Annotated in this window: 19 protein-coding genes and 3 pseudogenes; 13 read left to right on the forward strand and 9 right to left on the reverse strand. The window is 69.5% G+C overall.

Annotation, left to right across the window (positions count from 1 at the left end):
* From ACVV2G_RS14465 to ACVV2G_RS14475, 3 genes are all read right to left on the reverse strand, one after another.
* Positions 1–586 (reverse strand): hemerythrin domain-containing protein (locus ACVV2G_RS14465; protein ID WP_453843100.1); only part of this gene is annotated, 586 nt, incomplete at its 3' end.
* A gap of 12 nt (positions 587–598) precedes the next feature.
* The gene (locus tag ACVV2G_RS14470; protein ID WP_453843101.1) at positions 599–1,798 is read right to left on the reverse strand and encodes a hypothetical protein; all 1,200 of its coding nucleotides are present in this window, start codon (positions 1,796–1,798) and stop codon (positions 599–601) included.
* A complete protein-coding gene (locus tag ACVV2G_RS14475) occupies positions 1,795–2,733 on the reverse strand; it encodes an ATP-binding protein (RefSeq protein ID WP_453843102.1) in 939 nt (312 codons plus the stop codon). Before ACVV2G_RS14475 ends, ACVV2G_RS14470 begins: the two co-directional genes overlap by 4 nt.
* Before the next feature lie 25 nt (positions 2,734–2,758).
* On the opposite strand from ACVV2G_RS14475, the pseudogene ACVV2G_RS14480 reads away from it, so the two are divergent.
* A pseudogene (locus tag ACVV2G_RS14480) lies at positions 2,759–3,326 on the forward strand (IS5 family transposase).
* A 295-nt stretch (positions 3,327–3,621) separates the two neighbouring features.
* Here ACVV2G_RS14480 and ACVV2G_RS14485 read toward each other — a convergent pair.
* A pseudogene (locus ACVV2G_RS14485) lies at positions 3,622–4,269 on the reverse strand (transposase); the annotation flags it as partial.
* 218 nt (positions 4,270–4,487) lie between these two features.
* On the opposite strand from ACVV2G_RS14485, the gene ACVV2G_RS14490 reads away from it, so the two are divergent.
* Together ACVV2G_RS14490 and ACVV2G_RS14495 are read left to right on the forward strand one after the other, a co-directional pair.
* Positions 4,488–5,309, forward strand: coding sequence for an SDR family oxidoreductase (locus ACVV2G_RS14490; RefSeq protein WP_453843103.1), 822 nt, complete (start codon positions 4,488–4,490; stop codon positions 5,307–5,309).
* 32 nt (positions 5,310–5,341) lie between these two features.
* On the forward strand, positions 5,342–6,235 hold the full coding sequence (locus ACVV2G_RS14495; protein ID WP_453843104.1) for a helix-turn-helix transcriptional regulator: 894 nt from the start codon (positions 5,342–5,344) through the stop codon (positions 6,233–6,235).
* 386 nt (positions 6,236–6,621) lie between these two features.
* Here ACVV2G_RS14495 and ACVV2G_RS14500 read toward each other — a convergent pair whose 3' ends face one another.
* Positions 6,622–7,665 (reverse strand): AraC family transcriptional regulator, encoded by a 1,044-nt coding sequence (locus ACVV2G_RS14500; RefSeq protein WP_453843105.1) that lies wholly within the window; start codon positions 7,663–7,665, stop codon positions 6,622–6,624.
* 106 nt (positions 7,666–7,771) lie between these two features.
* Here ACVV2G_RS14500 and ACVV2G_RS14505 point away from each other — a divergent pair, with 106 nt between their 5' ends.
* Both ACVV2G_RS14505 and ACVV2G_RS14510 read left to right on the forward strand, forming a co-directional pair.
* Positions 7,772–8,782 carry an aldo/keto reductase gene (locus ACVV2G_RS14505; RefSeq protein WP_453843106.1) on the forward strand — a complete coding sequence of 337 codons (1,011 nt, stop codon included), beginning with the start codon at positions 7,772–7,774 and terminating at the stop codon, positions 8,780–8,782.
* A 186-nt stretch (positions 8,783–8,968) separates the two neighbouring features.
* Positions 8,969–9,283, forward strand: a pseudogene (locus tag ACVV2G_RS14510) (transposase); the annotation flags it as partial.
* 125 nt (positions 9,284–9,408) lie between these two features.
* Here the strand turns inward: ACVV2G_RS14510 and ACVV2G_RS14515 are convergent.
* The gene (locus ACVV2G_RS14515; protein WP_453843107.1) at positions 9,409–9,846 is read right to left on the reverse strand and encodes a hypothetical protein; all 438 of its coding nucleotides are present in this window, start codon (positions 9,844–9,846) and stop codon (positions 9,409–9,411) included.
* Between the two features lie 527 nt (positions 9,847–10,373).
* Between ACVV2G_RS14515 and hemL the strand changes: the two genes are divergently transcribed.
* The 7 genes from hemL to ccsB all read left to right on the forward strand — a co-directional run bounded on the left by hemL (position 10,374) and on the right by ccsB (position 18,286).
* Positions 10,374–11,690 carry a glutamate-1-semialdehyde 2,1-aminomutase gene (hemL, locus tag ACVV2G_RS14520; RefSeq protein ID WP_453843108.1) on the forward strand — a complete coding sequence of 439 codons (1,317 nt, stop codon included), beginning with the start codon at positions 10,374–10,376 and terminating at the stop codon, positions 11,688–11,690.
* Positions 11,691–11,728: 38 nt separating this feature from the next.
* Entirely contained in the window at positions 11,729–12,376 is a 648-nt protein-coding gene (locus ACVV2G_RS14525) for a histidine phosphatase family protein (RefSeq protein WP_453843304.1), read from the forward strand.
* Positions 12,377–12,511: 135 nt separating this feature from the next.
* Positions 12,512–13,807 carry a polysaccharide deacetylase family protein gene (locus tag ACVV2G_RS14530; protein ID WP_453843109.1) on the forward strand — a complete coding sequence of 432 codons (1,296 nt, stop codon included), beginning with the start codon at positions 12,512–12,514 and terminating at the stop codon, positions 13,805–13,807.
* Positions 13,808–13,873: 66 nt separating this feature from the next.
* A complete protein-coding gene (locus ACVV2G_RS14535; protein WP_453843110.1) occupies positions 13,874–14,602 on the forward strand; it encodes a TlpA family protein disulfide reductase in 729 nt (242 codons plus the stop codon).
* A gap of 10 nt (positions 14,603–14,612) precedes the next feature.
* On the forward strand, positions 14,613–15,374 hold the full coding sequence (locus ACVV2G_RS14540) for a cytochrome c biogenesis CcdA family protein (RefSeq protein ID WP_453843305.1): 762 nt from the start codon (positions 14,613–14,615) through the stop codon (positions 15,372–15,374).
* 3 nt (positions 15,375–15,377) lie between these two features.
* Entirely contained in the window at positions 15,378–17,162 is a 1,785-nt protein-coding gene (gene resB / locus ACVV2G_RS14545; protein ID WP_453843111.1) for a cytochrome c biogenesis protein ResB, read from the forward strand.
* Entirely contained in the window at positions 17,159–18,286 is a 1,128-nt protein-coding gene (gene ccsB, locus ACVV2G_RS14550) for a c-type cytochrome biogenesis protein CcsB (RefSeq protein WP_453843112.1), read from the forward strand. The genes resB and ccsB overlap by 4 nt, the downstream gene beginning before the upstream one ends.
* A 154-nt stretch (positions 18,287–18,440) precedes the next feature.
* Here ccsB and ACVV2G_RS14555 read toward each other — a convergent pair whose 3' ends face one another.
* Together ACVV2G_RS14555 and ACVV2G_RS14560 are read right to left on the reverse strand one after the other, a co-directional pair.
* Positions 18,441–19,850: a condensation domain-containing protein gene (locus ACVV2G_RS14555; protein WP_453843113.1), complete on the reverse strand. Its 1,410-nt coding sequence runs from the start codon at positions 19,848–19,850 to the stop codon at positions 18,441–18,443.
* Between the two features lie 130 nt (positions 19,851–19,980).
* A complete protein-coding gene (locus ACVV2G_RS14560) occupies positions 19,981–20,124 on the reverse strand; it encodes a hypothetical protein (RefSeq protein WP_453843114.1) in 144 nt (47 codons plus the stop codon).
* Positions 20,125–20,326: 202 nt separating this feature from the next.
* Here ACVV2G_RS14560 and ACVV2G_RS14565 point away from each other — a divergent pair, with 202 nt between their 5' ends.
* Complete coding sequence (locus ACVV2G_RS14565; RefSeq protein WP_453843115.1) at positions 20,327–21,871, forward strand: carboxylesterase/lipase family protein; 1,545 nt, start codon at positions 20,327–20,329, stop codon at positions 21,869–21,871.
* On the opposite strand, the gene ACVV2G_RS14570 is transcribed toward ACVV2G_RS14565, so the two are convergent.
* Positions 21,798–22,337, reverse strand: coding sequence for a DUF7848 domain-containing protein (locus tag ACVV2G_RS14570; RefSeq protein WP_453843116.1), 540 nt, complete (start codon positions 22,335–22,337; stop codon positions 21,798–21,800). The genes ACVV2G_RS14565 and ACVV2G_RS14570 overlap by 74 nt on opposite strands.
* Positions 22,338–22,368 lie beyond the last annotated feature (31 nt).

Below are 22,368 nucleotides of genomic sequence, written 5' to 3' on the forward strand. Positions count from 1 at the left end.
CCTTGCCCATGGCTTTGCGTACGGTGTCCTTGGTGCGGTCCATGAGGGCGGCGACCGGTCCGAGGGCCATGTTCTTCGCCCCGGACTCGACGCCCGGGTGGGGCCGGGTGGGTGCCATCGCCTCGGCGGCCTTGATCGCCTTGGCCATCGCGGCGAGGCCGGTGACGTCGGTGCTGCGGCGGATGTGGGTGAACTCGTAACGTTCCTCGGCCCGCGCGTGCGCCTGGACGTCCTTGCGCAGCTTGAGCAGCTGGGGCATGAACTTGGGGTCGTCGGTGTCCAGCCCGTCGAGCGCGGACAAGGTCTCCTTGGCCGCCTTCTCCTCGGCGAGACGGTCCCTCACGACCTGCTCGCCGCCGGGGAAGCCCTTGCGGGCGAAGGGATGGACGACCTCTTCCTCGGCGGTCTCGTGCACCGCCAGCAACCGCACCAGGCGGCGGAAGGCGTCCCGGCGTTCCTCACCCGTGGCGGCCTCGACCTCGTCGAAGAGATTGCGGATGTCGCCGTGCTGGCGCATCAGCAGGGAGACGACGTCGTCGTCCCCGGCCGCGTCCTCCCCGGCGTGCGGGGTCTTCAGCTCGGACATGGCGGCCTCCCTCTACTTCTCGCGCTGGGCGGGGTCGGGGTGCTCGCCCTCGGTCTGGACGCGGTACTCGCGGCCGAACACCGCCTCGTGCTCGTGGATCACCTGGTCGCTCGGCGGTGCCTCGCCGCCGTGGATCTGCTCCTGCATCCGCTCGAACCGCTCGTGCGCCTCCCGCACGTAACCGGCGCCCAGCGTCGTGAGGTCCATCTGAGTGTCCAGCAGCTCGCGCAGGTAGCCCTTGTTCGGCTCGAAGGTGAGCACGTTGGGCAGCTCGGGAGCCAGCACCGAGGCGGGATCACGGCCGTCGTGACGGCGCATCAGATCGCAGGCGGCGTGCAGGTGCTCCAGCTCCATGTTCAGGTGCAGCTCCCAGATCGCCCTCACCCTGGCATCGCTCTCCTGCTCCATGAAGGAGTGGTAGAGGTAGCACTCGTTGTACTCGTGGTTGACCAGCTGCTCCCACCACGTCTCACCCGGGTCCACGAGGGACTCGTAGTGCGTGACGTGCTCCTCCTCGATCAGCCCGATCTCCTGGTAGAGCCGGCGGGCGATCGGCTCCATGTAGGTGGGGCCGGTGTTCATGTAGAAGTTCATGGTCTGCTGCTCCGCCGACATGATCGTCAGCGCGTGCAGCTTCGACAACGGGTTCGTCTCGTCCTTGGCGTACGGGTCGCGGACGTTGTCGACCGGATCGCGATGGTGGAACCGCGTGGGCCGGCCGGGCATGACCTCGGTCAGACCGTCGACGATCGACTCCGCCTTGCGGTGCTCGATCATCTCGTACAGGTTCGCGTACCGGTACAGATGGTCGAAGTCCTCCAGCACCCCGAACTGATACGCCTGCTTCAGATACGGGTCCGGCTCCATCCGGGCCACCCACGCCGTCAGGTCCACCGCCACCTGCTCGTACGCGATCGTCGTCTCCAGCACCGAGGAGACACCCGGAAGCAGCCAGTTCACCACCTTCTGCTGCTGCGCCTCGATGTAGCGCACCCGCGCCAGCTGCCGCTTGATCTCGGGATCGACCGTGTGCCGGGCGAGCTGGTGGCTGAACAGGATGGCCTCCACCTCGATCCCGTTCATCGTGATGATCCGGCAGCGGGTGTACGGGTCGCAGTGGTCCGGGTCGATCGGATCCACGTTCAGCTCACGCCAGCTGCGCAACTGGCGGTCCAGCGGGATACCCCGCTGCTCCAGCGGATTGAACGTCATGGGGGGTGCCTCCTGAGGACGAGAGGAACTCGCGCCGCCGGGGTACCCCCGTTCCGGACAACGAGTACAGACGTGGCCCTCAGTCTGTTCACGACGAGTGCTTTCCAGCCACCGCTCACACCCGCGGGGCGCGCGTTTCCCCCGGGTGGGCCAACCGGACGGACGATCACCGTGCACGTGCCCGCCGCCCCACCGGCCGCCACGGGCAAAGACCGAGGCCCGAAGACCCCGCCCGCACCTCGCGGAGCCCCGGGCTCAGGGCCGGACCAGACGCCGGTGGTACGCGGGACCACCGCCGCCGGCAAAGCGGTCGTTGCCGTCCTGCCGCGCGGGAGATCGGGAGCCAGCCGAGCGGCAGGCTCTTGACGACGCCCCACCGGTGGGCACGGTCCTCGCGTCGCAGCTCCACCAGCTGCACGTCCCGGCCGTGCAGTTCGACCGGCGAAAGGTGCCCCGGAGTGCGGTGACGGGGACACGATCGGCTGGTTCGTGGTGGTGGGCAGTGTGATCTCGGCCCAGCAGCACTTCCCGATCGCCGTCGGCTCGACGCCGTACCGGTCTGCGAGCGCGGCGACGAGGAACAGACCCCGGCCGCTCTCGCTGCACGGATCCGGGAAACCTGGCCGGGGCAGCTCCGTGCAGTCGTCGCAGACTTCGATCCGCAGTGACTGCTCGCCGAGGCGGACGGACAGGGAGACCGGGCCGTTCTCGGAGTGGCGGACCGCGTTGGTGACGAACTCACTGATCACAAGTTCGGCGGTGTGCACCACCTCGTTGCTCAGCGCCGCGTCCCAGCCCTCTATCGCGTCCACGGCCTGGTGATCAAGGGCATCTTTGATCAACTCCCCGACCTCTTCGAGTCGTTCCACCGTGCGCGCGACGCGTGGAGGCGCCTCAAGGAGGAGCGGGGCGAGGTGGCTAACAAGCCATCTCATTTGGCCTGTTCGATAGTCTGCCGGTGTGGGGATTGTGGAGCGGCTGGTGCCGGATGAGCTGTGGGAGTTGTTCCAGCGGGCGGTGCCGGAGGCGCCGACCCGTCCGCAAGGCGGTGGCCGACGCCGGCACGGAGACCGGGCTGACAGGCCCGAATCCTGTGGACCGGGGCAAGTACGGATCGAAAATCCACTTGATCACCGAGCGGACCGGTCTGCCCCTGTCCGTCGGCATCTCCGGTGCCAACGTCCACGACAGCCAGGCCGTGATCCCGTTGGTGCAGGGCATACCGCCAATCCGCTCCCGGCGCGGCCGACGACGGCGCAGGCCCGGCAAGCTCCACGGCGACAAGGGCTACGACTGCAACCACCTGCGACGATGGTTACGCGCCCGCCGCATCACACCCCGGATCGCCCGCAAGAAAACCGACTCCAGCCAACGGCTCGGCCGGCACCGCTGGACCATCGAACGCACCATGGCCTGGCTCGCAGGTTGCCGACGCCTCCACCGGCGCTACGAACGCAAAGCCAACCACTTCATAGCCTTCACCAGCATCGCCTGCACCCTCATCTGCTACCGCCGGTTCGCCAAATGAGATGGCCTGTAAGCCCGACGACACCATGGAGCCCCCGTCCTCGGCGGCCGTCCCGGCGGGCGACGAGGAGCCGCCCGTCGCCGCGTGCGAGTCGCCGTAACCCCGTCGGGTCAACCCAACTGAGACGGGGCTAACCTCGAAGTTTCGTGACGGGCCGCCGACGGAGTCGGTGGTCTGTTTTCGTGCCGTGAGCTGAGGGTGGGCAGGCTGAGGGCCCGAGTGTCGTCTCGGGGTGGCGCCGGGTTCCACAGCTCCGGGTGCTGAGCTGCTGTCGTAGGGACGGGGAATCCGCTGGCTATCCGGGGTTCGGCAGGAGTGCGAGCCGTGCGAGGGCGTCGGTGATGTGGTGGGCCCAGGGCCAGTGCCGGGCCAGGCGGAGAATCCGCCGACGGCCTGTGGTCACGAGCTGCCCGGCCGCGGCGAACAGGCGGAACCGCAGTCGTCGGGGCTCCCAGAGGCGAGTTTTGCCGGTCAGCGCGAGCATCGGCATCCAGGCCAGCAGGTCGAGTGCGAGCTGGACGATCTCCAGCCAGATCCGGTTCTGGTCTGCGCGGTGCAGGGGCGGGTTGCGCAGGCCGGTCGAGCGGGCTGCCCGGATGCGGTCCTCGGCCCTCGCCCGCAGTCGGTGACGGAGCTCGAGCTCGGCGATCGGTCGGCCCGAGGTGTTGGTGGCGAAGCAGGTCAGCCGCATGCCGCCTGGCCGGCCGTCGAGGACATCGCCGGTGAGTTCGGTGACCCAGGCCCCGTCACGGCTTTCTCCGTCCGCCTCGACGGCCGGCGTCCAGGCCGATGCCGGGACCTTCAGAACGTGGCTGTGGATCGCGTCGGTGATCACCATGCCGACCGAGTAGGACAGCCATCGTCCCCGCTGGGCGAGCCAGGCGACGAAGCCGTGGGTGCCGTCCGCGGAGTCGGTGCGGATCAGGGTCTGACGTCCGCGCTTCCGGACTCAGCGCACCAGGAAAGGAGGTTCTGACAGTACCTGTGTCACCAGGGTCTCCCAGACGTGCACAACGCCTGTCAACCTGGCGTGAGCCGAAAGCGCCGACAGCACTCCATGGACACACGCTGCAGGTTTACCTCCATCAGCTCAATTCAGCTGCTTCCCCGAATGCGTGACCGTGTCGGCGCATTCTGACACGACAGAAGGAACGGATACCAATGACGGACAACCAATTCACCACTCACACGGAACTTTTCGATCTGAGTGGGAAGTGCGCACTTGTCACTGGCGGCACCAAGGGCATTGGGATGATGATTGCGCGCGGCCTTCTCCAGGCGGGCGCCCGCGTCGTCATCAGCTCACGTAATGCGGACACGTGCGCGGAGGCACAGCAGCTGCTATCCGAATTCGGCGACGTCCAAGCAATTCCCGCCGACCTGTCCAGGCACGACGAGTGCCAGCGCCTCGCTGATCTCGTCATGGCCGACTCGGAAGGCCTGGACATCCTCGTCAACAACGCGGGGGCGATGCGTAGCGAGCCACTGCAGACGTTCCCGGACGAGGCCTGGGATGCAGTGCTCGACCTCAACCTCAAGTCGCCGTTCTGGCTGGTGCAGGCACTGCTTCCCGCACTTCGCAGGGCGGGAACCGCCGATGATCCGGCACGGATCATCAACATCGGCAGTATCGCCGCCATCCACGTCGCCCAGGCGCCCACCTACTCGTACGCCAGCAGCAAAGCGGCTCTCCATCAGCTCACCAGAGTGCTTGCCCGGGAGCTGGGTCCACAGCACGTCACGGTGAACGCGGTAGCACCGGGAGTCTTCCCGTCGCAGATGATGGGGGCCACGCTCGATGCCATCGGCGACAAGATCGCGGCGGCGGCCCCACTGCGCCGGCTCGGCCGCGAAGACGACATGGCGGGTGCCGCGGTGTTTCTCGCCAGCCGGGCTGGGTCCTACCTCACGGGCGCCATCATCCCGGTAGATGGCGGCACCGCGACGACTGCAACGGGTACTCCCCCCGTCATGGGCCACTGACTAGTACGGCTGAACGGGCCTATGGTAGGGGGATGGCCACGATGGATCCACGCACCGAGATCCGGGAGTTTCTCAGCTCGCGTCGCGCCCGCATCGCACCCGAGCAGGCGGGCCTGCCCGCTTACGGCGGCAACCGCCGGGTCAAAGGTCTGCGCCGCGAGGAGGTCGCGCTGCTCGCGGGGGTATCGGTCGACTACTACGTGCGCATGGAGCGCGGCAACCTCGCCGGTGCCTCCGACGGAGTGCTCGACGCGTTGGCCTCTGCCCTGCAACTCGACGAGGCCGAGCGCGACCACCTGTTCCACCTCGCGCGCCAATCGAGGGCGCCCCGCAGCCCACGCCGGCGCATGCCTGCCGTGGCGGTGCGCTCGACGCTGCAGCAGGTGCTCGACGCGATCTCCGATGCGCCCGCCTGGATCGGTGACGGCCGTTATGACGTGCTCGCCATGAATCGACTCGCTCGCGCGCTGTATTCACCGGTGCTGGCCGATTCGCGACGGCCCGCGAACACGGCGCGGTTCGTCTATCTGAAGCCCGAGGCGGCCAGAGATTTTTTCGTCGATTACGACCAAGTCGCCGGTGCCGTGGCTGCGAAGCTGCGCATGGAAGCCGGCCGCAATCCGCACGACGAGGAGCTGATCGCCCTGGTCGGCGAACTGTCAACGTGCAGTGAGCTATTTCGGCAGCGGTGGGCATCTCAGGACGTGCGGCTGCACCGGTCCGGCCGTAAGCGTATGCACCATCCGGCCGTGGGCCAGCTCGACTTGGACGTCGAGTCCCTGGAACTGCCCGCCGAACCCGGCCTGCACCTCAACATCTACACCGCACCCGCGGGCACACCGACCGCTGACAATTTGGTGCTCCTGGCGTCGTGGGCGGCCACCCAACAGACGCTGGCGACCGAGCTCGAAGCACACAACGGATAGTCCAACCCCTTCAGCCGTACTAGGGTCCGTTTCCCCGACCAGCGCGGGCAGACCGCACCGCTCGGCCAGCCGCACCACCGGCTCCAGCCCGCCGTACGCGATCAGGTTCGGGTCATCGAACGCGGATGAGACTGCCGCCGCGGCATGGGAAGATTGCATCTCGGAAGTGCCTTGTCGATCGTGCCTGATGTGGTCTCAGAAAAACCCCATCATCGCAGGTCGCAAGGCACTTCTTCGTTTCTGGGTGAACCATCCACCGGCATCAAGCCGGTGGATCCGGGTTCAGCGGGAGGCTGCTGCGGCTCGTGGCTGTTGTCTTCGGCACCCTAGATCCCGGTAATTAGTCAGTTGGTTTGGTCTGTCGGCTGAGCCGCGCCGATCCATGCTCAATCGTCGTCTCTGGATTCCAGTCTGTGCATCTCGGACGACTCAAACGGCAGAAAATCACCGGAGCTAAGGTCCCTCGACTGCGCACGCAATGAGACGCGGAACTCTCGCGGCGACACCCCAACGACACGCCGAAAAGCGGTGCTGAAAGCACTTTCGGACTGGTATCCGATGGAACCTGCAATGGCCGTGAGAGAGTCCTCCGTACGCAGTGCGGCACGTGCTAGCTGCATTCGCCATTCAATAAGGTAATCCAGGGGTGGTTTCCCTACTTTATTCCTGAAGTTCGCGGCGAAAGCTGACCTCGACATCTTCGCAATTTTAGCAAGTTCTTCGAGTGTCCAGCGATGGCGTGGCTCAGCGTGTAGAGCGCGTAGCGCCGCCCCGATCCCATCGTCGGCAACCGATGCAAGCCATCCCAAGGGCTCATGGGACGAACCGGCGTGCGACCTCAGCATATGCACCAGAAGAATCTGAGCCAGACACTCAAGGACAAGAGACCGGCCCGTCTTCTGTTCCTCAAGCTCGTGGACGAGAAGGGTCGCAACATTCCAGAGCGACCTCCCATCGGCGTCGTCTGCTTTAACATGAATAGCCGGGGGTAGCAATGCAAATAGAGGCGAAGCGTTGAAATCTCGAAACTTGAAGTCGACGCTGCACATGTACGTGACGGAACCTTGAGGGATCTCGGGTCCACTCGCGGAAAGCCCTCTGCGGGGCGGCCCGTGGGGGTCGCGAGCTCGGGCTGCCTCGATCGAGCTCCCAAGGCCGTAAGGGGGCGGGTTTCCGAGAAGATAGAAATCGCCCGCACTCAGGAAAAGAGGTTCCAGGCCGTCGACGCACAGCCAGCACTCGCCCTCCACTATCACGCCGAGCTTGATGTGCGGGAAGGGGGAGAACTGGGCTCTCCACGGCGCTGCCGCGTGGAGTGGGGCGGGAGCGACGGTCTGGGGTCGGGTCAGCGCCAGGACCTGCCGGATGGGGTCACGGGCGTCGAGGGTGACCTCGCTTCTGGACGATCGATAAAGATTACTGGATTCCATGTTATGGACTATACGCACAGCGGTGGGAAGGATGGGTGTCTGGGGCAGGAGCTGCCAGGTGGGAGGGGCCTGCTCATGCCGATCGACGCGAGGGGTGAAGAGACGTATGCGTTACCGATTTCTTGGACGATCGGGACTGCGAGTATCGGAACTGTCACTGGGGACAGGTAATTTCGGCACAGGCTGGGGGCACGGGGCGCACGCACCCGAGGCCAAAGCGATGTATGACGCCTACAGAGAAGTGGGAGGGAACTTCATCGACACCGCTTCCAACTATCAGTCGGGGGAGGCTGAGAAGTATCTCGCGAACATCATTGCCGCGGATCGCGATGATGTGGTCCTGGCGACGAAGTACACCATGGGGTCTTCAGCGAGCAGCGGCCTCCAGCTGACCGGTAACAGCCGAAAGTCGATGGTCCAGTCCCTGGAACAGAGCTTGCGTCGACTGGGTACCGACCGGGTGGACGTCCTCTGGGCCCATGTGGCCGACGAATCCACATCCATCGAAGAAATACTGCGAGCCTTCGATGACCTGACGCGCGCTGGCAAAATCCTGTATGCGGGTCTCTCCAGCTTCCCCGCATGGCGCGTGGCCACGGGAGCTACGCTGGCACAGCAACGGGGCTGGTCCCCTCTCGTGGCAATTCAGGTTGAGTACAGTCTCGTCGAGCGCAGCGCTGATCGGGAACTGATGCCGATGGCGGAAGCCTTCGGCTTGGGCGTCCTTGGTTTTTCGCCTCTCGGCGGTGGTCTTCTGACGGGCAAGTACCGGCGGGGCGGAACAGGTCGAGCGCAGAGCTCGATCAGCCAGTTCCTTCATAAGGAAGACGAGCCCGCCAAGGTGAAAATCCTGGATGCTGTCGAGAGCGTCGCCCGGGACCTCGATACGACTGCGGAGCGGGTAGCAATCAAATGGTCGATGTCGAAGGGTGTAATCCCCATCATTGGGCCAAGGAGTATAAATCAGCTCACATCAAACCTTGCGGCCGGTGATCTGGACATCCCAAAGCGTCAGCTTGATTGGCTGGATGAGGTGAGTGCACCACGGTTGGGATACCCTCACGGAATGTGGCCCGAGCATGAAAAAGTGAAGAAGAATCGACTCTTCCAGCCGTAAGGATCATTCTTCAAGCTTTATCGAGGCCAGTACTCCGACCGTAGATCGTGATCTTGCTGGTGGGGGCCGGGTCCGGGCATGGGTACGGCCACCAGTGGTCATCGGTGTGTGAAGACGGAAGAACAGCTGGTGGCCGCGGGTCCCAGCATGAATCGTGAGCGTTGGCAGCACACGTTCGAGGTCCTGATGGGCCGGATCGTCTCCCGGTTCAGGCGGGTCGAACCACGCCGTCACGCGCGGGAGTTCGTACTCGGGCTGCTGGCCGGGCTGCCGAGGAAGAACTGCCGGACGCCGGCCGAGCACGCCGGCCACATGAGCCCGGACCAGTTGCAGCACCTGCTGGCGAGGGCGAAGTGGGACGCGGACGAGGTCCGCGACGACCTGCGCGGCTTCGTCGTCGACCACCACGGCGCCGACGGCGTGGTCCTGGTGGTCGGCGAGACCGGGACCCGCAAGGCGATCGACGGTGCCTTCACCGGCGCGGAACCGCAGGGGACCGGAGAGTCGTAAGGCACATCACCGCCCCCGGCAAAACCGATGTGCCCCGGCCGCCTGACGGCCCCTTACCGGCGCGAAAAAGGGCGAGGCCCGCAGGCCACCCCGCCCGACCCCTACGAACCCCCGGCTCAGGGCCACACCAGGCAGTACGGCTGGTGCCCCGCCTCGTGCAGCCGGTGGCTGAAGTCCTGCCACTCGTGCAGTAGCTGGTACACGTTGAACGCGTCGCGTGGTCCGCCCCGGTCCGGGACCGTCGACCAGATGAAGGCCGCCGCGCCGACCGCCTCCTCGCCGATGCCGCGCAGGGGGTTGACGACGGTCATCGGGAGTTTCACGACCGCGTAGTCGGGGTGGAGGACGACCAGTTCCAGCGGGGGGACCTTGTACAGGGGGACGCCCTCGATGCCGGTGAGGACCATGGCGGCCATGGTCTCCGGCTTGATCTTGGTGAACATGCCGTTCATTCCGAGCTCGTCGCCGCCCAGCTCCTCGGGGCGCATCGAGATGGGGACGCGGGCCGCGGTCGCGCCGTCGGGCGCGCCGAAGTACTTGTAGGTCACCCCCACCCGACCACCATTCCTGCTCCCCGCCCCCGGCCGGTCGGCCCGCCGGTCGAGCCGGTCGGGCTCACCCGGGACGCCGTATGCCTGACGTGCTTCGGTCGTGTCCTCCGTATCGCGCCGGTGCCTTCCCCGCCGGGCACGTCGAGGACCCAGGTCGTCGGTCCCCTCGCCCAGTCCGCCACCGCGATGCATATCTCCACCCGACTGCTTTTCTAGGACGCGTGGCCCCCGCCGCGCAACCCGATCATCGTGTCAGTGACCTCCCCCACGGCCGCTTGCCGAAACGTGCGGTGAAACATATGTCCGTCATATGTCCGCAGGCCGTCGGCAGCGCCGTTCCGCGCCGCCGCGTGAGCTGCGTGGACGGGCTCCAGTCTGGCAGACGGCACGGCGTCCGGGCGGGTTGTCTACCCTGAACGAGGTCACCCTGGGCAACCAGGGGCCGAGTGGGAGCCGGGCAGGGGCCGAGTGCGGCCCGGGCCGGCCCGAGAAGTCGGAGAAGGACGAGAAGGTCGGAGACGTCGCAGGTCATGAGCGAACTGGCATATCCATACGAAGCACCGGCCTCGCAGGCTCTGTTCGACCGTGCGGCGGCTGTCACGCCCGGCGGGGTGAACTCCCCGGTGCGGGCGTTCCGCGCCGTCGGCGGCACGCCCCGGTTCATGGTGTCCGGCACCGGTCCGTACCTGACCGACGCCGACGGACGGGAGTACGTCGACCTCGTCTGCTCCTGGGGGCCGATGATCCTCGGGCACGCCCACCCCGAGGTGATCGCCGCCGTCCAGGAGGCGGTCGCGCGCGGGACGTCGTTCGGCACGCCCGCCGAGGGCGAGGTCGCCCTCGCGGAGGCGATGGTCGAGCGGGTCGCCCCGCTGGAGGAGGTGCGGCTCGTGTCCAGCGGGACCGAGGCCACCATGTCGGCCATCCGGCTCGCCCGCGGTTTCACGCGCCGGACCAAGGTGGTCAAGTTCGCCGGGTGCTACCACGGCCACGTCGACTCGCTGCTGGCCGCCGCCGGCTCCGGGGTCGCCACCTTCGCGCTGCCCGACACCCCCGGCGTCACCGGCGCCCAGGCGAGCGACACGATCGTGCTGCCGTACAACGACCTCGAAGCGGTGCACGCGGCCTTCGCCGCCCACCCCGGCGAGATCGCCTGCGTGATCACCGAGGCCGCGCCCGGCAACATGGGCGTCGTGCCGCCGCTGCCCGGGTTCAACCAGGGGCTGAAGGACGCCTGCGCCGCGAACGGCGCGCTGTTCGTCTCCGACGAGGTCATGACCGGCTTCCGCACCAGCCGCGCCGGGTGGTACGGCGTCGAGGGCGTCGTCCCCGACCTGATGACCTTCGGGAAGGTCATGGGCGGTGGGTTCCCCGCCGCCGCGTTCGGCGGACGCGCGGACGTCATGGCGCACCTCGCCCCGGCCGGGCCCGTCTACCAGGCCGGCACCCTCTCCGGGAACCCGGTCGCCACCGCCGCCGGCCTCGCCCAGCTGCGGCTCCTCGACGACGCCGCGTACGACACGGTCGACGCGGTGTCGGAGCAGATCCGGGGCCTGGTCACCGAGGCGCTGAGCAAGGAGGGCGTCGCGCACACGCTGCAGACCGCCTCCAACATGTTCTCCGTGTTCTTCACCGACCGTCCGGTCACCCACTACGAGGAGGCCAAGAAGCAGGAGTCCTTCCGCTTCACCGCCTTCTTCCACTCGCTGCTCGCCAACGGCGTCTACCTGCCGCCGTCCTCCTTCGAGTCCTGGTTCGTGTCCACCGCCCACGACGAGCGGGCCGTCCAGCGCATCGCCGACGCCCTCCCGGCGGCGGCCCGCGCGGCTGCGGAGGTGTCCGCGTGAGCCACGACACCGACCAGGACCTGACCGTCGTCCACGTCATGCGGCACGGCGAGGTGGAGAACCCCACCGGCGTCCTCTACGGCCGGCTGCCCGGCTACCACCTCTCCGACCTGGGCCGGCGCATGGCCGACCGGGTCGCCGAGCATCTCGCCCCCCGGGACGTGACGTACGTCGTGGCCTCGCCGCTGGAGCGGGCTCAGGAGACGGCGACGCCGATCGCCAAGGCGCACGGGCTCGACCTCGCCACGGACACCCGGCTCATCGAGGCCGGCAACGTCTTCCAGGGCAAGACCTTCGGCATCGGCGACGGCGCGCTGCGCCGGCCCGCCAACTGGAGGCACGTGGTCAACCCGTTCAAGCCGTCCTGGGGCGAGCCGTACGTCGACCAGGTCGTGCGCATGAAGGGCGCGCTGGACGCGGCCAAGGACCGGGCCCGCGGGCACGAGGCCGTGATCGTCAGCCACCAGCTCCCGATCTGGACCCTGCGGTCGTACGTCGAGCGGCGGCGGCTGTGGCACGACCCGCGCAAGCGGCAGTGCACCCTGGCGTCCCTGACCACGTTCACGTACCGGGGCGACCGGATCGTGTCCGTCGGCTACAGCGAGCCCGCCCGCGACCTCGTCCCGGCCCACCTCCTCGCGGGGGCCAAGCCGGTCAAGGGGCAGGGCAAGGCGTACGGGGCCTGAGGCCCTGAGCGGCGGCCGTCGGGGGCCGTCGGAATGTGACGCCCGTTACGGAATCCGCACACATATCCGGAACCCGCACGTTCGTCACGTCCTCTGGCTGGGTGACCACCCAAGGACGTGACGAACGAGGTTGCGATGCGCACTTCCACCCGCACTCTCACCCGCAGGGGGATGCTCGGACTCGGCGCGGGCGCCGCGGCCGTCGCCGGGCTCGCGGGCTGCGGTTCCGGCTCCCACCCGTCGTCGGGCGGCTCGCACCGGGCCGGCGGTTCCGCGGAGCCGTCGCCCTCCGGCAGCGGCAGGGCCCCCGCGCGGCCCATCGGTGACGGCTCCACGTCGTACACCGGCAGGCAGCCGCACCAGCCGGACGCGCCCGTGCCGCTGGAGCCGGGCGAGACCCCGCCGCAGTTCGTCGTCTTCTCCTGGGACGGGGCCGGCGAGGTCGGCAACGGCCTCTTCCCGCGCTTCCTCGACCTCGCGCGGGAGCACGGCGCGCACATGACCTTCTTCCTCTCGGGCCTGTACCTGCTGCCCGAGTCGAAGAAGCGCCTGTACGACCCGCCGAACAATCCGCGCGGCGCCTCCGACATCGGCTACCTGACCGACGCCCACATCAAGGACACGCTCGCCAACGTCCGCCGGGCCTGGCTGGACGGCCACGAGATCGGCACCCACTTCAACGGGCACTTCTGCGGCGGCGGGGGCAGCGTCGGCAACTGGACGCCGGCGCAGTGGCGCAGCGAGATCGACCAGGCGAAGTCCTTCGTGAAGGAGTGGCGGACCAACACCGGCTGGACCGGCCTGCCGTCCCTGCCGTTCGACTACGACAAGGAACTCGTCGGCGGGCGCACCCCCTGCCTGCTCGGCCAGGACGACCTGCTGGTCACCGCCCGCGAGCTGGGCTGGCGCTACGACGCCTCCTCGCCCGGCGGCCGTCAGGTGTGGCCGGAGAAGAAGAACGGGATCTGGGACCTGCCGTTGCAGCAGATACCTTTCCCCGGGCACTCCTTCGAGGTCCTCTCGATGGACTACAACATCCTCGCCAACCAGTCGGTCAACTCGACCAAGGCGCCCGCGCACCACTACCCGGGCTGGCGCGAGCAGGCCACGAAGGCGTACATATCGGGCTTCCGGCGGGCGTACGAGTCGAACCGGGCGCCCTTCTTCGTCGGCAACCACTTCGAGGAGTGGAACGGCGGCATCTACATGGACGCCGTGGAGAACGCCCTCAAGCACATCGCGCGGGAGAAGGAGCAGGGGAACGGCCGGGACATCCGGCTCGTCTCCTTCCGCCAGTTCACCGACTGGCTGGACGTGCAGAAGCCCGAGGTGCTCGCCGGGCTCCGTACCGTCGAGGTGGGGCAGCGGCCGGCGGGCGGCTGGAACGCCTTCCTCAAGGAGGCCTCCGCACCCTCGGGAAACACCGCCTGAAATGCGGATTTCCGCCCCTGAGGGGGGTGTGCAAGATCCCCGGAACGGACATGCGAAACTTTTCACATGAGTGCCGCCAGCCGCGCCCCCCTGGGCTCGACCCGCTCGAACCGGTCGAACCGCTCGCACCGCGCCAGCACCACCGTCCGCGCCCGTCGCCGTGTCGCCCTGACCGCCGGTGCCGCCGCGGTCGCGCTGCTCGCCACCGCGTGCGGCTCCGGCGGCACCTCGGGCGGCGGCGGTGACACCGGCTTCGTCACGGGCGCGGACGGCATCTCCACCGTCGACGAGGGCGAGCGGGCCGACGCCCCCGACCTGTCCGGCGAGACCGTCGACGGGGGGCGGCTCGACGTCGACGACTACCGGGGCAAGGTCGTCGTCCTCAACGTGTGGGGCTCCTGGTGCCCGCCCTGCCGCGCCGAGGCCAAGAACTTCGAGACGGTCTACCAGGACGTGAAGGACCAGGGCGTCCAGTTCGTCGGCATCAACACCCGCGACACCTCCACCGGACCGGCCCGCGCCTTCGAGGAGGAGTTCGGGGTCAGCTACCCGAGTCTGTACGACCCGACCGGCAAGCTGATGCTCCGCTTCGAGAAGGGCACCCTCAACCCCCAGGCCATCCCCTCCACGCTCATCATCGACCGGGAGGGGAAGGTCGCCGCGCGCACCCTCCAGGCGCTCAGCGAGGAGAAGCTCCGCAAGATGCTCGCCCCGTACCTCGCGGACGAGCCGAACGGGTCGGCCGGTTCGGCCGGGTCGGACAGGCCGAACGAGTCGGGCAAGTCGGAGACATGACGTGACCTCTATGTCCACGCTCGCCGCGGAGGGCTACAACGGCACGGTGCTCAACGGCGCCCTGCTGGTGGCCCTGCCCATCGCGCTGCTCGGCGGCCTCGTCTCCTTCTTCTCGCCCTGCGTGCTGCCCCTCGTCCCCGGCTACCTGTCGTACGTGACCGGGGTCACCGGCACCGACCTCGGTGAGACCCGGCGCGGGCGGATGGTCGCCGGAGCCTCCCTCTTCGTCCTCGGTTTCACCGCCGTGTTCGTTTCCAGCGGGGCCCTGTTCGGCTTCTTCGGTTCGACGCTCCAGGAGGAGCGGGGCGTCCTCACCAAGGTGCTCGGCGTGCTCATGATCCTCATGGGCGTCTTCTTCATCGGCCTGATGCCCTGGTTCACCCAGCGCGAGTTCCGCTTCCACAAGCGCCCGGTGACCGGCCTGGCCGGCGCCCCCCTGCTGGGCGCGCTGTTCGGCATCGGCTGGACGCCCTGCATCGGACCGACCCTCGCGTCGGTCCTGGCGCTCTCCGCCGACCAGGGCACCGCCGGCCGCGGCGCGATACTGACGGTCGCCTACTGCCTGGGCCTCGGCGTGCCCTTCGTGCTCGCCGCGGTCGCCTTCCGCAAGGCGCTCGGCGCCTTCGGCTGGATCAAGCGCCACTACGTCTGGGTGATGCGCGTCGGCGGCGCCATGATGATCGCGACCGGGCTGCTGCTGCTGACCGGCGTGTGGGACGGCATCGTGCAGGACATGCAGACCTGGTCCAACGGCTTCACTGTAGGGATCTGACCGATGAGCGACACCACCACGGGCACGACCCCGACGGCCGCCGAGGACCAGGACCTCGGCGCCGCCGGCTCCCAGCTCTCCACCGCCCCCAGGGAGGAGGCCCCCCACCTCCCCTCCCTCGGCGTCATCGGCTGGGCCCGCTGGTTCTGGCGGCAGCTCACCTCGATGCGGGTGGCGCTGCTGCTCCTCCTGCTGCTGTCGCTGGGCGCGATCCCCGGCTCGCTGATCCCGCAGAGCGGCGTCGACGAGATGAAGGTCGCGGAGTTCCGCGAGAACCACGACCTCCTCGGGCCCGTCTACGACCGGCTCGGCCTCTTCCACGTCTACAGCTCGGTGTGGTTCTCCGCGATCTACATCCTGCTGTTCGTCTCCCTCATCGGCTGCATCGTCCCGCGCACCTGGCAGTTCGTCGGCCAGCTCCGCAGCCGTCCGCCCGGCGCACCCCGGCGCCTGGAGCGGCTGCCCGCGTACACCACCTGGCGCACCGGGGCCGAGCCCGAGCAGGTCCGCGAGGCGGCGCTCGCGCTGCTGGAGAAGCGCCGCTTCCGCGCCCACGCGGTCGGCGACGCCGTGGCCGCCGAGAAGGGCTACGCGCGCGAGGTCGGCAACCTGCTCTTCCACATCGCGCTGATCGTGATGCTGATCGCCTTCGGCTGGGGCCAGCTGTTCAAGTACGAGGGCAACAAGCTGATCCTGGAGGGAGACGGCTTCTCCAACACGCTCACCCAGTACGACGACTTCAAGTCCGGCAACCTCTTCGACCCGGACCACGACCTGACCCCCTTCAGCTTCAGCCTGAAGAACTTCCACGGCACCTACGAGGCGAGCGGCCCCAACCGCGGCACCCCGCGCGTCTACGAGGCCGAGGTCAGCTACAGCGAAGGCGCCTACGGCAAGGAGCGGACGACCACCATCGAGGTCAACGAGCCGCTGGAGATCGACGGCTCGAAGGTCTACCTCACCGCACACGGCTACGCGCCCATCCTCACCATCAGGGACGCCCGGGGCGACGTCGTCATGGACCACGAGGCGACCGCGCTGCTGCCGCTGGACTCCAACGTCACCTCCTCCGGCGCCGTCATGGTCCGGGACGGCTACCGCAACGCCAAGGGCGAGAAGGAGCAGCTCGGCTTCAACGCCTTCTTCCTGCCGACCTACGGCGGCGAGGGCAGCACGATGCTGTCGACCTTCCCCGCGCTGATCAACCCGATGCTGGCGCTCTCCGCCTACCACGGCGACCTCGGTGTGGACGCGGGCTTCGCCAAGAGCATCTACCAGCTCGACAAGACCAACCTGGAGGAGTTCAAGGACTCCGACGGCGAGCTGTTCAAGAAGCAGCTCAAGGTCGGCGACACCATGACCCTCCCGGACGGCGCCGGCACGGTCACCTTCGACGGCGTCCAGGAATGGGCCAACTTCCAGGTCACCGAGCAGCCCGCCAGCGGCTGGGCGCTCGCCGGTTCCGCCGCCGCCGTCCTCGGACTCGCCGGCTCCCTGTTCATCCAGCGGCGCCGCGTCTGGGTGCGGGCCGTGCAGGGCGCGGACGGGGTCACGGTCGTCGAGATGGCCGGCCTCGGGCGCAGCGAGTCCGCGAAGGTCCCCGAGGAGCTGGGCGAACTCGCCGGAACCCTGTACGAGCAGGCGCCCGACGCGCCCGGCACAGCACACGCGCCCGGCACACCGCACGAGTCCGGCACACCGCACGCGCCCGACGCACCGAAGAACGACGACGACACCCCCGCTTCCCCCGACACCCACGTCGTACCTGCCGAAGGGGCTGAGAAGTGACTCTCGCCACCGCAACCCACCTGGCCGCCGCGGCCAACGAGGACCTCGCGAACCTCAGCAACACGCTGATCTACTCCGCGATGGCGGTCTACACCCTCGCGTTCTTCGCCCACATCGCCGAATGGCTCCTCGGCAGCCGCAGCAAGGTCGGCCGCACCGCCGCGGCGCTCACCGCGTCCGCCCAGGCGAAGCGGGCCCCGGCCGTCACCGTCAACAAGGTCGGCGGCACCGCCGTCCTGGAGCGGCCCAAGGTCGTCGTGCGGGCCGCGACCGGCACCCGGGACGTGCCCGACGGGCCCGGCGCCCACGGCGGCACCGAGAAGGGCGACCTCTACGGGCGGATCGCCATCTCGCTCACCGTGCTCGCCTTCGCCATCGAGGCGGGCGGCGTGCTCACCCGCGCCCTGTCCGTGAAGCGGGCGCCGTGGGGCAACATGTACGAGTTCAACATCACGTTCACGACGGTCGCCGCCGGCGTGTACCTCGTGCTGCTCGCCCTGAGGAAGAACGTCCGCTGGCTCGGCCTGCCGCTGACCACCACGGTCCTGCTCGACCTCGGTCTCGCGGTCACGGTCCTCTACACCGCCAGCGACCAGCTGGTTCCGGCGCTGCACTCGTACTGGCTGTACATCCACGTCTCCACGGCCATCTTCTGCGGCGCGGTCTTCTACGTCGGCGCGGTCGGCACGATCCTCTACCTCTTCAAGGACAGCTTCGAGAACAAGCTCGCGACCGGCGGCACGCCCGGCCGCTTCGCGAGTTCCGTCCTGGACCGGCTGCCCGCCGCCGCCTCCCTCGACAAGTTCGCCTACCGCGTCAACGCCGCCGTCTTCCCGCTGTGGACGTTCACGATCATCGCGGGCGCGATCTGGGCGGGCGACGCCTGGGGCCGCTACTGGGGCTGGGACCCCAAGGAGGTCTGGTCCTTCATCACCTGGGTCGCCTACGCCGGCTACCTGCACGCCCGCGCCACCGCCGGCTGGAAGGGCCGCAAGGCCGCCTACCTGGCCCTGGCCGCCTTCGGCTGCTGGCTGTTCAACTACTACGGCGTCAACATCTTCGTCTCCGGCAAGCACTCCTACGCGGACGTGGGTCTGGGCGCGCTGCGGTCGGTGGGCTTCTGAGCCCTCCCAGTGAAGGCCGGCTCCCGTGACCCGGGTCACGGAAGCCGGCCTTCCGCGTGCAGCGGTGCGGGCCCGCGGCGCCCGCGCCCCGCGAGACGGGCGGGCGGGCGCGGCCGGCCCCCGCGCCCCGGTGACGGCGAGCGCCGCGACCGGTTCAACCCGCCGCCGCGCCGGAGCGGGCGACGCCGCTGACGATGTCCCGCAGGCGCTCCATGTACAGCCGCAGGTTCTTGTGCGCGACGTCGGTGTCCGGGTAGCGGCTGGCGAACCACAGGCCCTCGGGGAGCCGGGTGACCCACGCGCAGACCTGGTCGCCGTACGACACCCTGAGCAGGGCGTACGCGGACAGGTCCGGCCAGTGGGCGGCACCCGGCACGTCGCGGGCGTCGACGTAGGACACGATCGAGTACAGGTCGGGCGACGTGGGGCGGAAGTCCGAGCCGAGCAGGCGCAGCACCCGGTCGATGGGCAGCCGGGACAGCCGCCGGTTGGCCTGGAGTTCGGCCCGGACGGTCCGCAGGGCGCTCGGGAAGTCGTGGGCGCGTGCCGCGGGGACCTCGATCGGCGCGCCGCCGACGTACCACCCCACGGACTCCGACCACTGGGACCGGGACCGGGTGTGGAACGGCACCACCGTGCGGTAGACGGGTTCCCCGCCGATCTCGTGGACGACGAGGGCGGTGGCGGCGAGGACGCCGACCAGGCTGCCGCCGTAGGGACGGCAGTACGCCTCGAAGGCGGCGGCGTCGGCCGCGTCCACCAGCGGCTCGCGCAGGAGCCGCTGCTCGGGCAGCGGTCCGCCGGGCTCCAGTCCGAGGTCGACGGGGAAGCCGGGCAGCCGTCCGTCGCACCGCCGGATGAACTCCCGCCAGTGGGCGACGAGGTCGTGGTCGCCGCCGATCCGGTCCGCGTCCGCCCGCTCGGCCTCGCAGAAGTCGACGTAGCTGCCGACCCGCGGGTACGGCACGGTCCGGCCCTCGCCGCCGGCCGTGTACAGCTCGTGGATCTCGGCCGGGATGCGGTAGAGGGAGTAGGCGTCGACGTTGCTGTGGTCGAAGGCCATGTAGACGCTGACGCCGTCGTCGCGGACGACCGCCGTGTAGATGAGGTTGGGCCAGCGCAGGGCGTCCGCGACGCGGTCGAAGCGGTCCTGGAGGTGCCGGGTCAGCTCCCCGGCGTCCGGGAAGTCGCCGGCCTCCTCGCGGTGCAGGGACACCGCGTCCGCGTCGAGCGTGAACCGCCGCATCGCGTCGCCGGCCGCACCGCTCCAGCGGAATCCGCTGCGCAGCGTCTCGTGCCGCAGGGTCCAGACGCGCAGCGCCTCCTGGAGCACGTCGAGGTCGACCGGGCCGGGGATGTCGAAGGCGGTGCCGAGCCAGGTCGGGACGAAGAGCCCGTCCTCACGGACCGACCGGGCCGTCCGGATGTGCGACTCCTGGATGTAGGCGGGCGGCCGTGCGTCCTCGGGCAGCGCCGCCGCGATGTCGAGGGTCCTGGGGCTGAGCGTCCACTCGACGAGGCGTCCGGGCCGGATCTCGCAGCGCTGGATGTCGGTCATTCGCACGAGGGGGTCTCCGTTCAGGGGTGTACAGACCCGACCAAGGGAATGCCGTGTCCGCCGCCGCGTACGCGGTGTGTCGGCACGGTTCAACGGAACGGATGGCCCCTCGAACGGCGGTACGGGGGGCCGCCGTTCACTGCGGGGAGGCGTACTCCAGGTACGCGTGGCGGGTGCCCGCTCCCGCCGGCACGGCCCGCGTCCGTGCGGTGCGGGCCTGCCCGCGCGTCTCGACCGCCGCCCGCAGCGCCTCGCCGCACAGGCGGCGGTCGTTCGTCATCGGCGAGAAGGGCGGGTGCCGGGGCGGAGACTGGTGATTCACGCGATGCGGGGCACGGCGGCGGGCGCCGACACTGCGGGGGCCGTTGTCACCCACCCACTCCCGCACGGAGGTGCCGATGTCCGGCCCGCTCACCAGACGTACGCCCAGAACCCGCACGGCACGGTCGTGGACCCGACGCTTACGGGGGGTGCTGTCGGGCGTGCTCCTGCTGTCGGCGGTCGCCCTCGCCGCCGTCCCCACCGCGCTCGCCGCCCCCGCCCCGGCCGCCGCGGCCGACGGACCGACCGCCACCACCTGGTACGGGCAGGTGCGGGGCAAGGCCGGGGAGACGGCCCACGACTACCTCGGCATCCCCTACGCCGCCCCGCCCGTCGGGGAGCGGCGCTGGAAGCCGCCGGCCCCGCCCGAGCGCTGGTCCGGCGTCCGCGACGCCACGTCCCCCGGCAACCCCTGCATGCAGGCGGACTCGTCCACCCCGTGGGGCGACCTGGCCGGGCCTGGCACCCCCAGCGAGGACTGCCTCTACCTCAACGTCCACACCCCCGCCGAGCGCTCCCTGCGCCACCGGCCCGTGATGGTCTGGATGCACGGCGGCGGCTTCACCATCGGCTCCGGCACCTTCTACGACGGCGGTGAGCTGGCCGCCCGGGGAGACGTGGTCGTCGTCACCCTCAACTACCGCCTCGGCGCCTTCGGCTACCTCGCCCACCCGGGGCTGGCCGGGGAGTCGGCGGAGGGCGTCTCCGGCAACTACGGCCTGCTCGACCAGCAGGCGGCCCTGCGCTGGGTACGGCAGAACATCGCGGCCTTCGGCGGCGACCCCGGCAACGTGACGGCCTTCGGCGAGTCGGCGGGCGGCGGCAGCGTCTGCCAGCACCTCGTCTCCCCGCGCGCGGCCGGCCTCTTCCACCGGGCCGTCGCCCAGTCCGGCTGCGGCTTCCCGCTGCCCACCCAGGAGTCCCAGCAGCGCAGCGGCGCGTCCTGGGCAGGCTCCCTGGGCTGCGCCGACGTGGCCTGCCTGCGCGCCAAGCCGGCCGGCGAACTGCTCGCCGCCTCACGAAACCCCACCGCCCGCTGGGTCCCCAACGTCGACGGCCGGGTCCTGCCGCTCCAGATCGCCGACGCGCTGGAGAGCGGCCGGTTCCACCGGGTCCCCGTCCTGCAGGGAACCACCGCCGACGAGGGCCGGCTCACCGTGGCGACCACCTACGACCTGGCCGGCCGGCCCCTCACCGCGGCCGGCTACCCGGTCGCCGTCCGCGCCCTCTACGGTGACCGCGCCGACGCGATCCTCGCCCGCTACCCGCTGTCGGACCACGGCACCCCCGCCGAGGCCCTGGGCGCGGTCCTCACCGACTCCCAGTTCGCCTGCCTCCAGTCCCGCACGGCCCAGCTGATGGCCGGTCACACCCGTTCCTACCAGTACGAGTTCGCCGACCGCCAGGCCATGGACCACCTGAACCTGCCGATCAGCTTCCCGCTCGGCGCCCCGCACGGCTCCGAGATCCGGTACGTCTTCGGCGGCGTCTCGGGCACTCCCGCCCAGAACGCCCTGGCGGCGAAGATGCTCGGCTACTGGACGAACTTCGCGCACACCGGCGTCCCGTACGCGGCCGACGCCCCGCGCTGGAACCAGTACCCCAGGGTCCAGGTGCTGGCTCCCGGGGCCATCACGGCGTCGACGACCTTCCCGCAGGACCACAAGTGCGACCTGTGGCTCCCGGCGGACCCGGCCGGCTCCTGACCGCCTCCAGCACCGCGTAGTCCGCGAAGCAGCGCCGGTAGCGCAGGTGCCGGGTCTCCCGGGTGCGCCGGCGCTGCCACTCCTCCACCTCCTCCGGGCCCCGGCACGGCCCGGAGGAGGCACCGCAGCCGGCCTCGTCCCCCGACACGCAGCGCGCCTCGTACTCCGGCCACGCGGACGGGTCCTGGGCGATCGTGAACGGCACGTACCGGAAGACGCGGGGCCCCCGTTCGTGCTCCTGCCGCCGGTGCCGGGCCAGCAGCACGTCGGCGTCGGTCTCGGCGCTGCCGTCGCCGACGGCCCTGGCGTGGGCGCGCAGTACGGCCAGCTGCGTGCAGGCGGCGCAACCGGCCACGGGTTCGGGCGGCGGCGGCAACGCGACCAGCGACCGTGCCGTCGACGCGTCGCTGAGCGAACGGTCGTTGACCGCCCGCACGGCGGCGCTCAGTCGTCCCTCGTGTTCCATCGTGCGACCTCCGTGACTCCGGGTACACCGA

The organism is Streptomyces sp. JK94, from assembly GCF_053613315.1.

Excerpts from the sequence above, each read along its gene's own strand:
- ACVV2G_RS14490 (WP_453843103.1), top strand. The coding sequence starts at position 4,488 with ATGACGGACAACCAATTCACCACTCACACGGAACTTTTCGATCTGAGT.
- ACVV2G_RS14535 (WP_453843110.1), top strand. The coding sequence starts at position 13,874 with ATGAGTGCCGCCAGCCGCGCCCCCCTGGGCTCGACCCGCTCGAACCGG.
- ACVV2G_RS14495 (WP_453843104.1), top strand. The coding sequence starts at position 5,342 with ATGGCCACGATGGATCCACGCACCGAGATCCGGGAGTTTCTCAGCTCG.
- ACVV2G_RS14530 (WP_453843109.1), top strand. The coding sequence starts at position 12,512 with ATGCGCACTTCCACCCGCACTCTCACCCGCAGGGGGATGCTCGGACTC.
- ACVV2G_RS14470 (WP_453843101.1), bottom strand. The coding sequence starts at position 1,798 with ATGACGTTCAATCCGCTGGAGCAGCGGGGTATCCCGCTGGACCGCCAG.
- ACVV2G_RS14525 (WP_453843304.1), top strand. The coding sequence starts at position 11,729 with ATGCGGCACGGCGAGGTGGAGAACCCCACCGGCGTCCTCTACGGCCGG.
- ACVV2G_RS14540 (WP_453843305.1), top strand. The coding sequence starts at position 14,613 with ATGTCCACGCTCGCCGCGGAGGGCTACAACGGCACGGTGCTCAACGGC.
- resB (WP_453843111.1), top strand. The coding sequence starts at position 15,378 with ATGAGCGACACCACCACGGGCACGACCCCGACGGCCGCCGAGGACCAG.
- ACVV2G_RS14505 (WP_453843106.1), top strand. The coding sequence starts at position 7,772 with ATGCGTTACCGATTTCTTGGACGATCGGGACTGCGAGTATCGGAACTG.
- ACVV2G_RS14500 (WP_453843105.1), bottom strand. The coding sequence starts at position 7,665 with ATGGAATCCAGTAATCTTTATCGATCGTCCAGAAGCGAGGTCACCCTC.
- ACVV2G_RS14475 (WP_453843102.1), bottom strand. The coding sequence starts at position 2,733 with ATGAGATGGCTTGTTAGCCACCTCGCCCCGCTCCTCCTTGAGGCGCCT.
- ACVV2G_RS14560 (WP_453843114.1), bottom strand. The coding sequence starts at position 20,124 with ATGACGAACGACCGCCGCCTGTGCGGCGAGGCGCTGCGGGCGGCGGTC.
- hemL (WP_453843108.1), top strand. The coding sequence starts at position 10,374 with ATGAGCGAACTGGCATATCCATACGAAGCACCGGCCTCGCAGGCTCTG.
- ACVV2G_RS14570 (WP_453843116.1), bottom strand. The coding sequence starts at position 22,337 with ATGGAACACGAGGGACGACTGAGCGCCGCCGTGCGGGCGGTCAACGAC.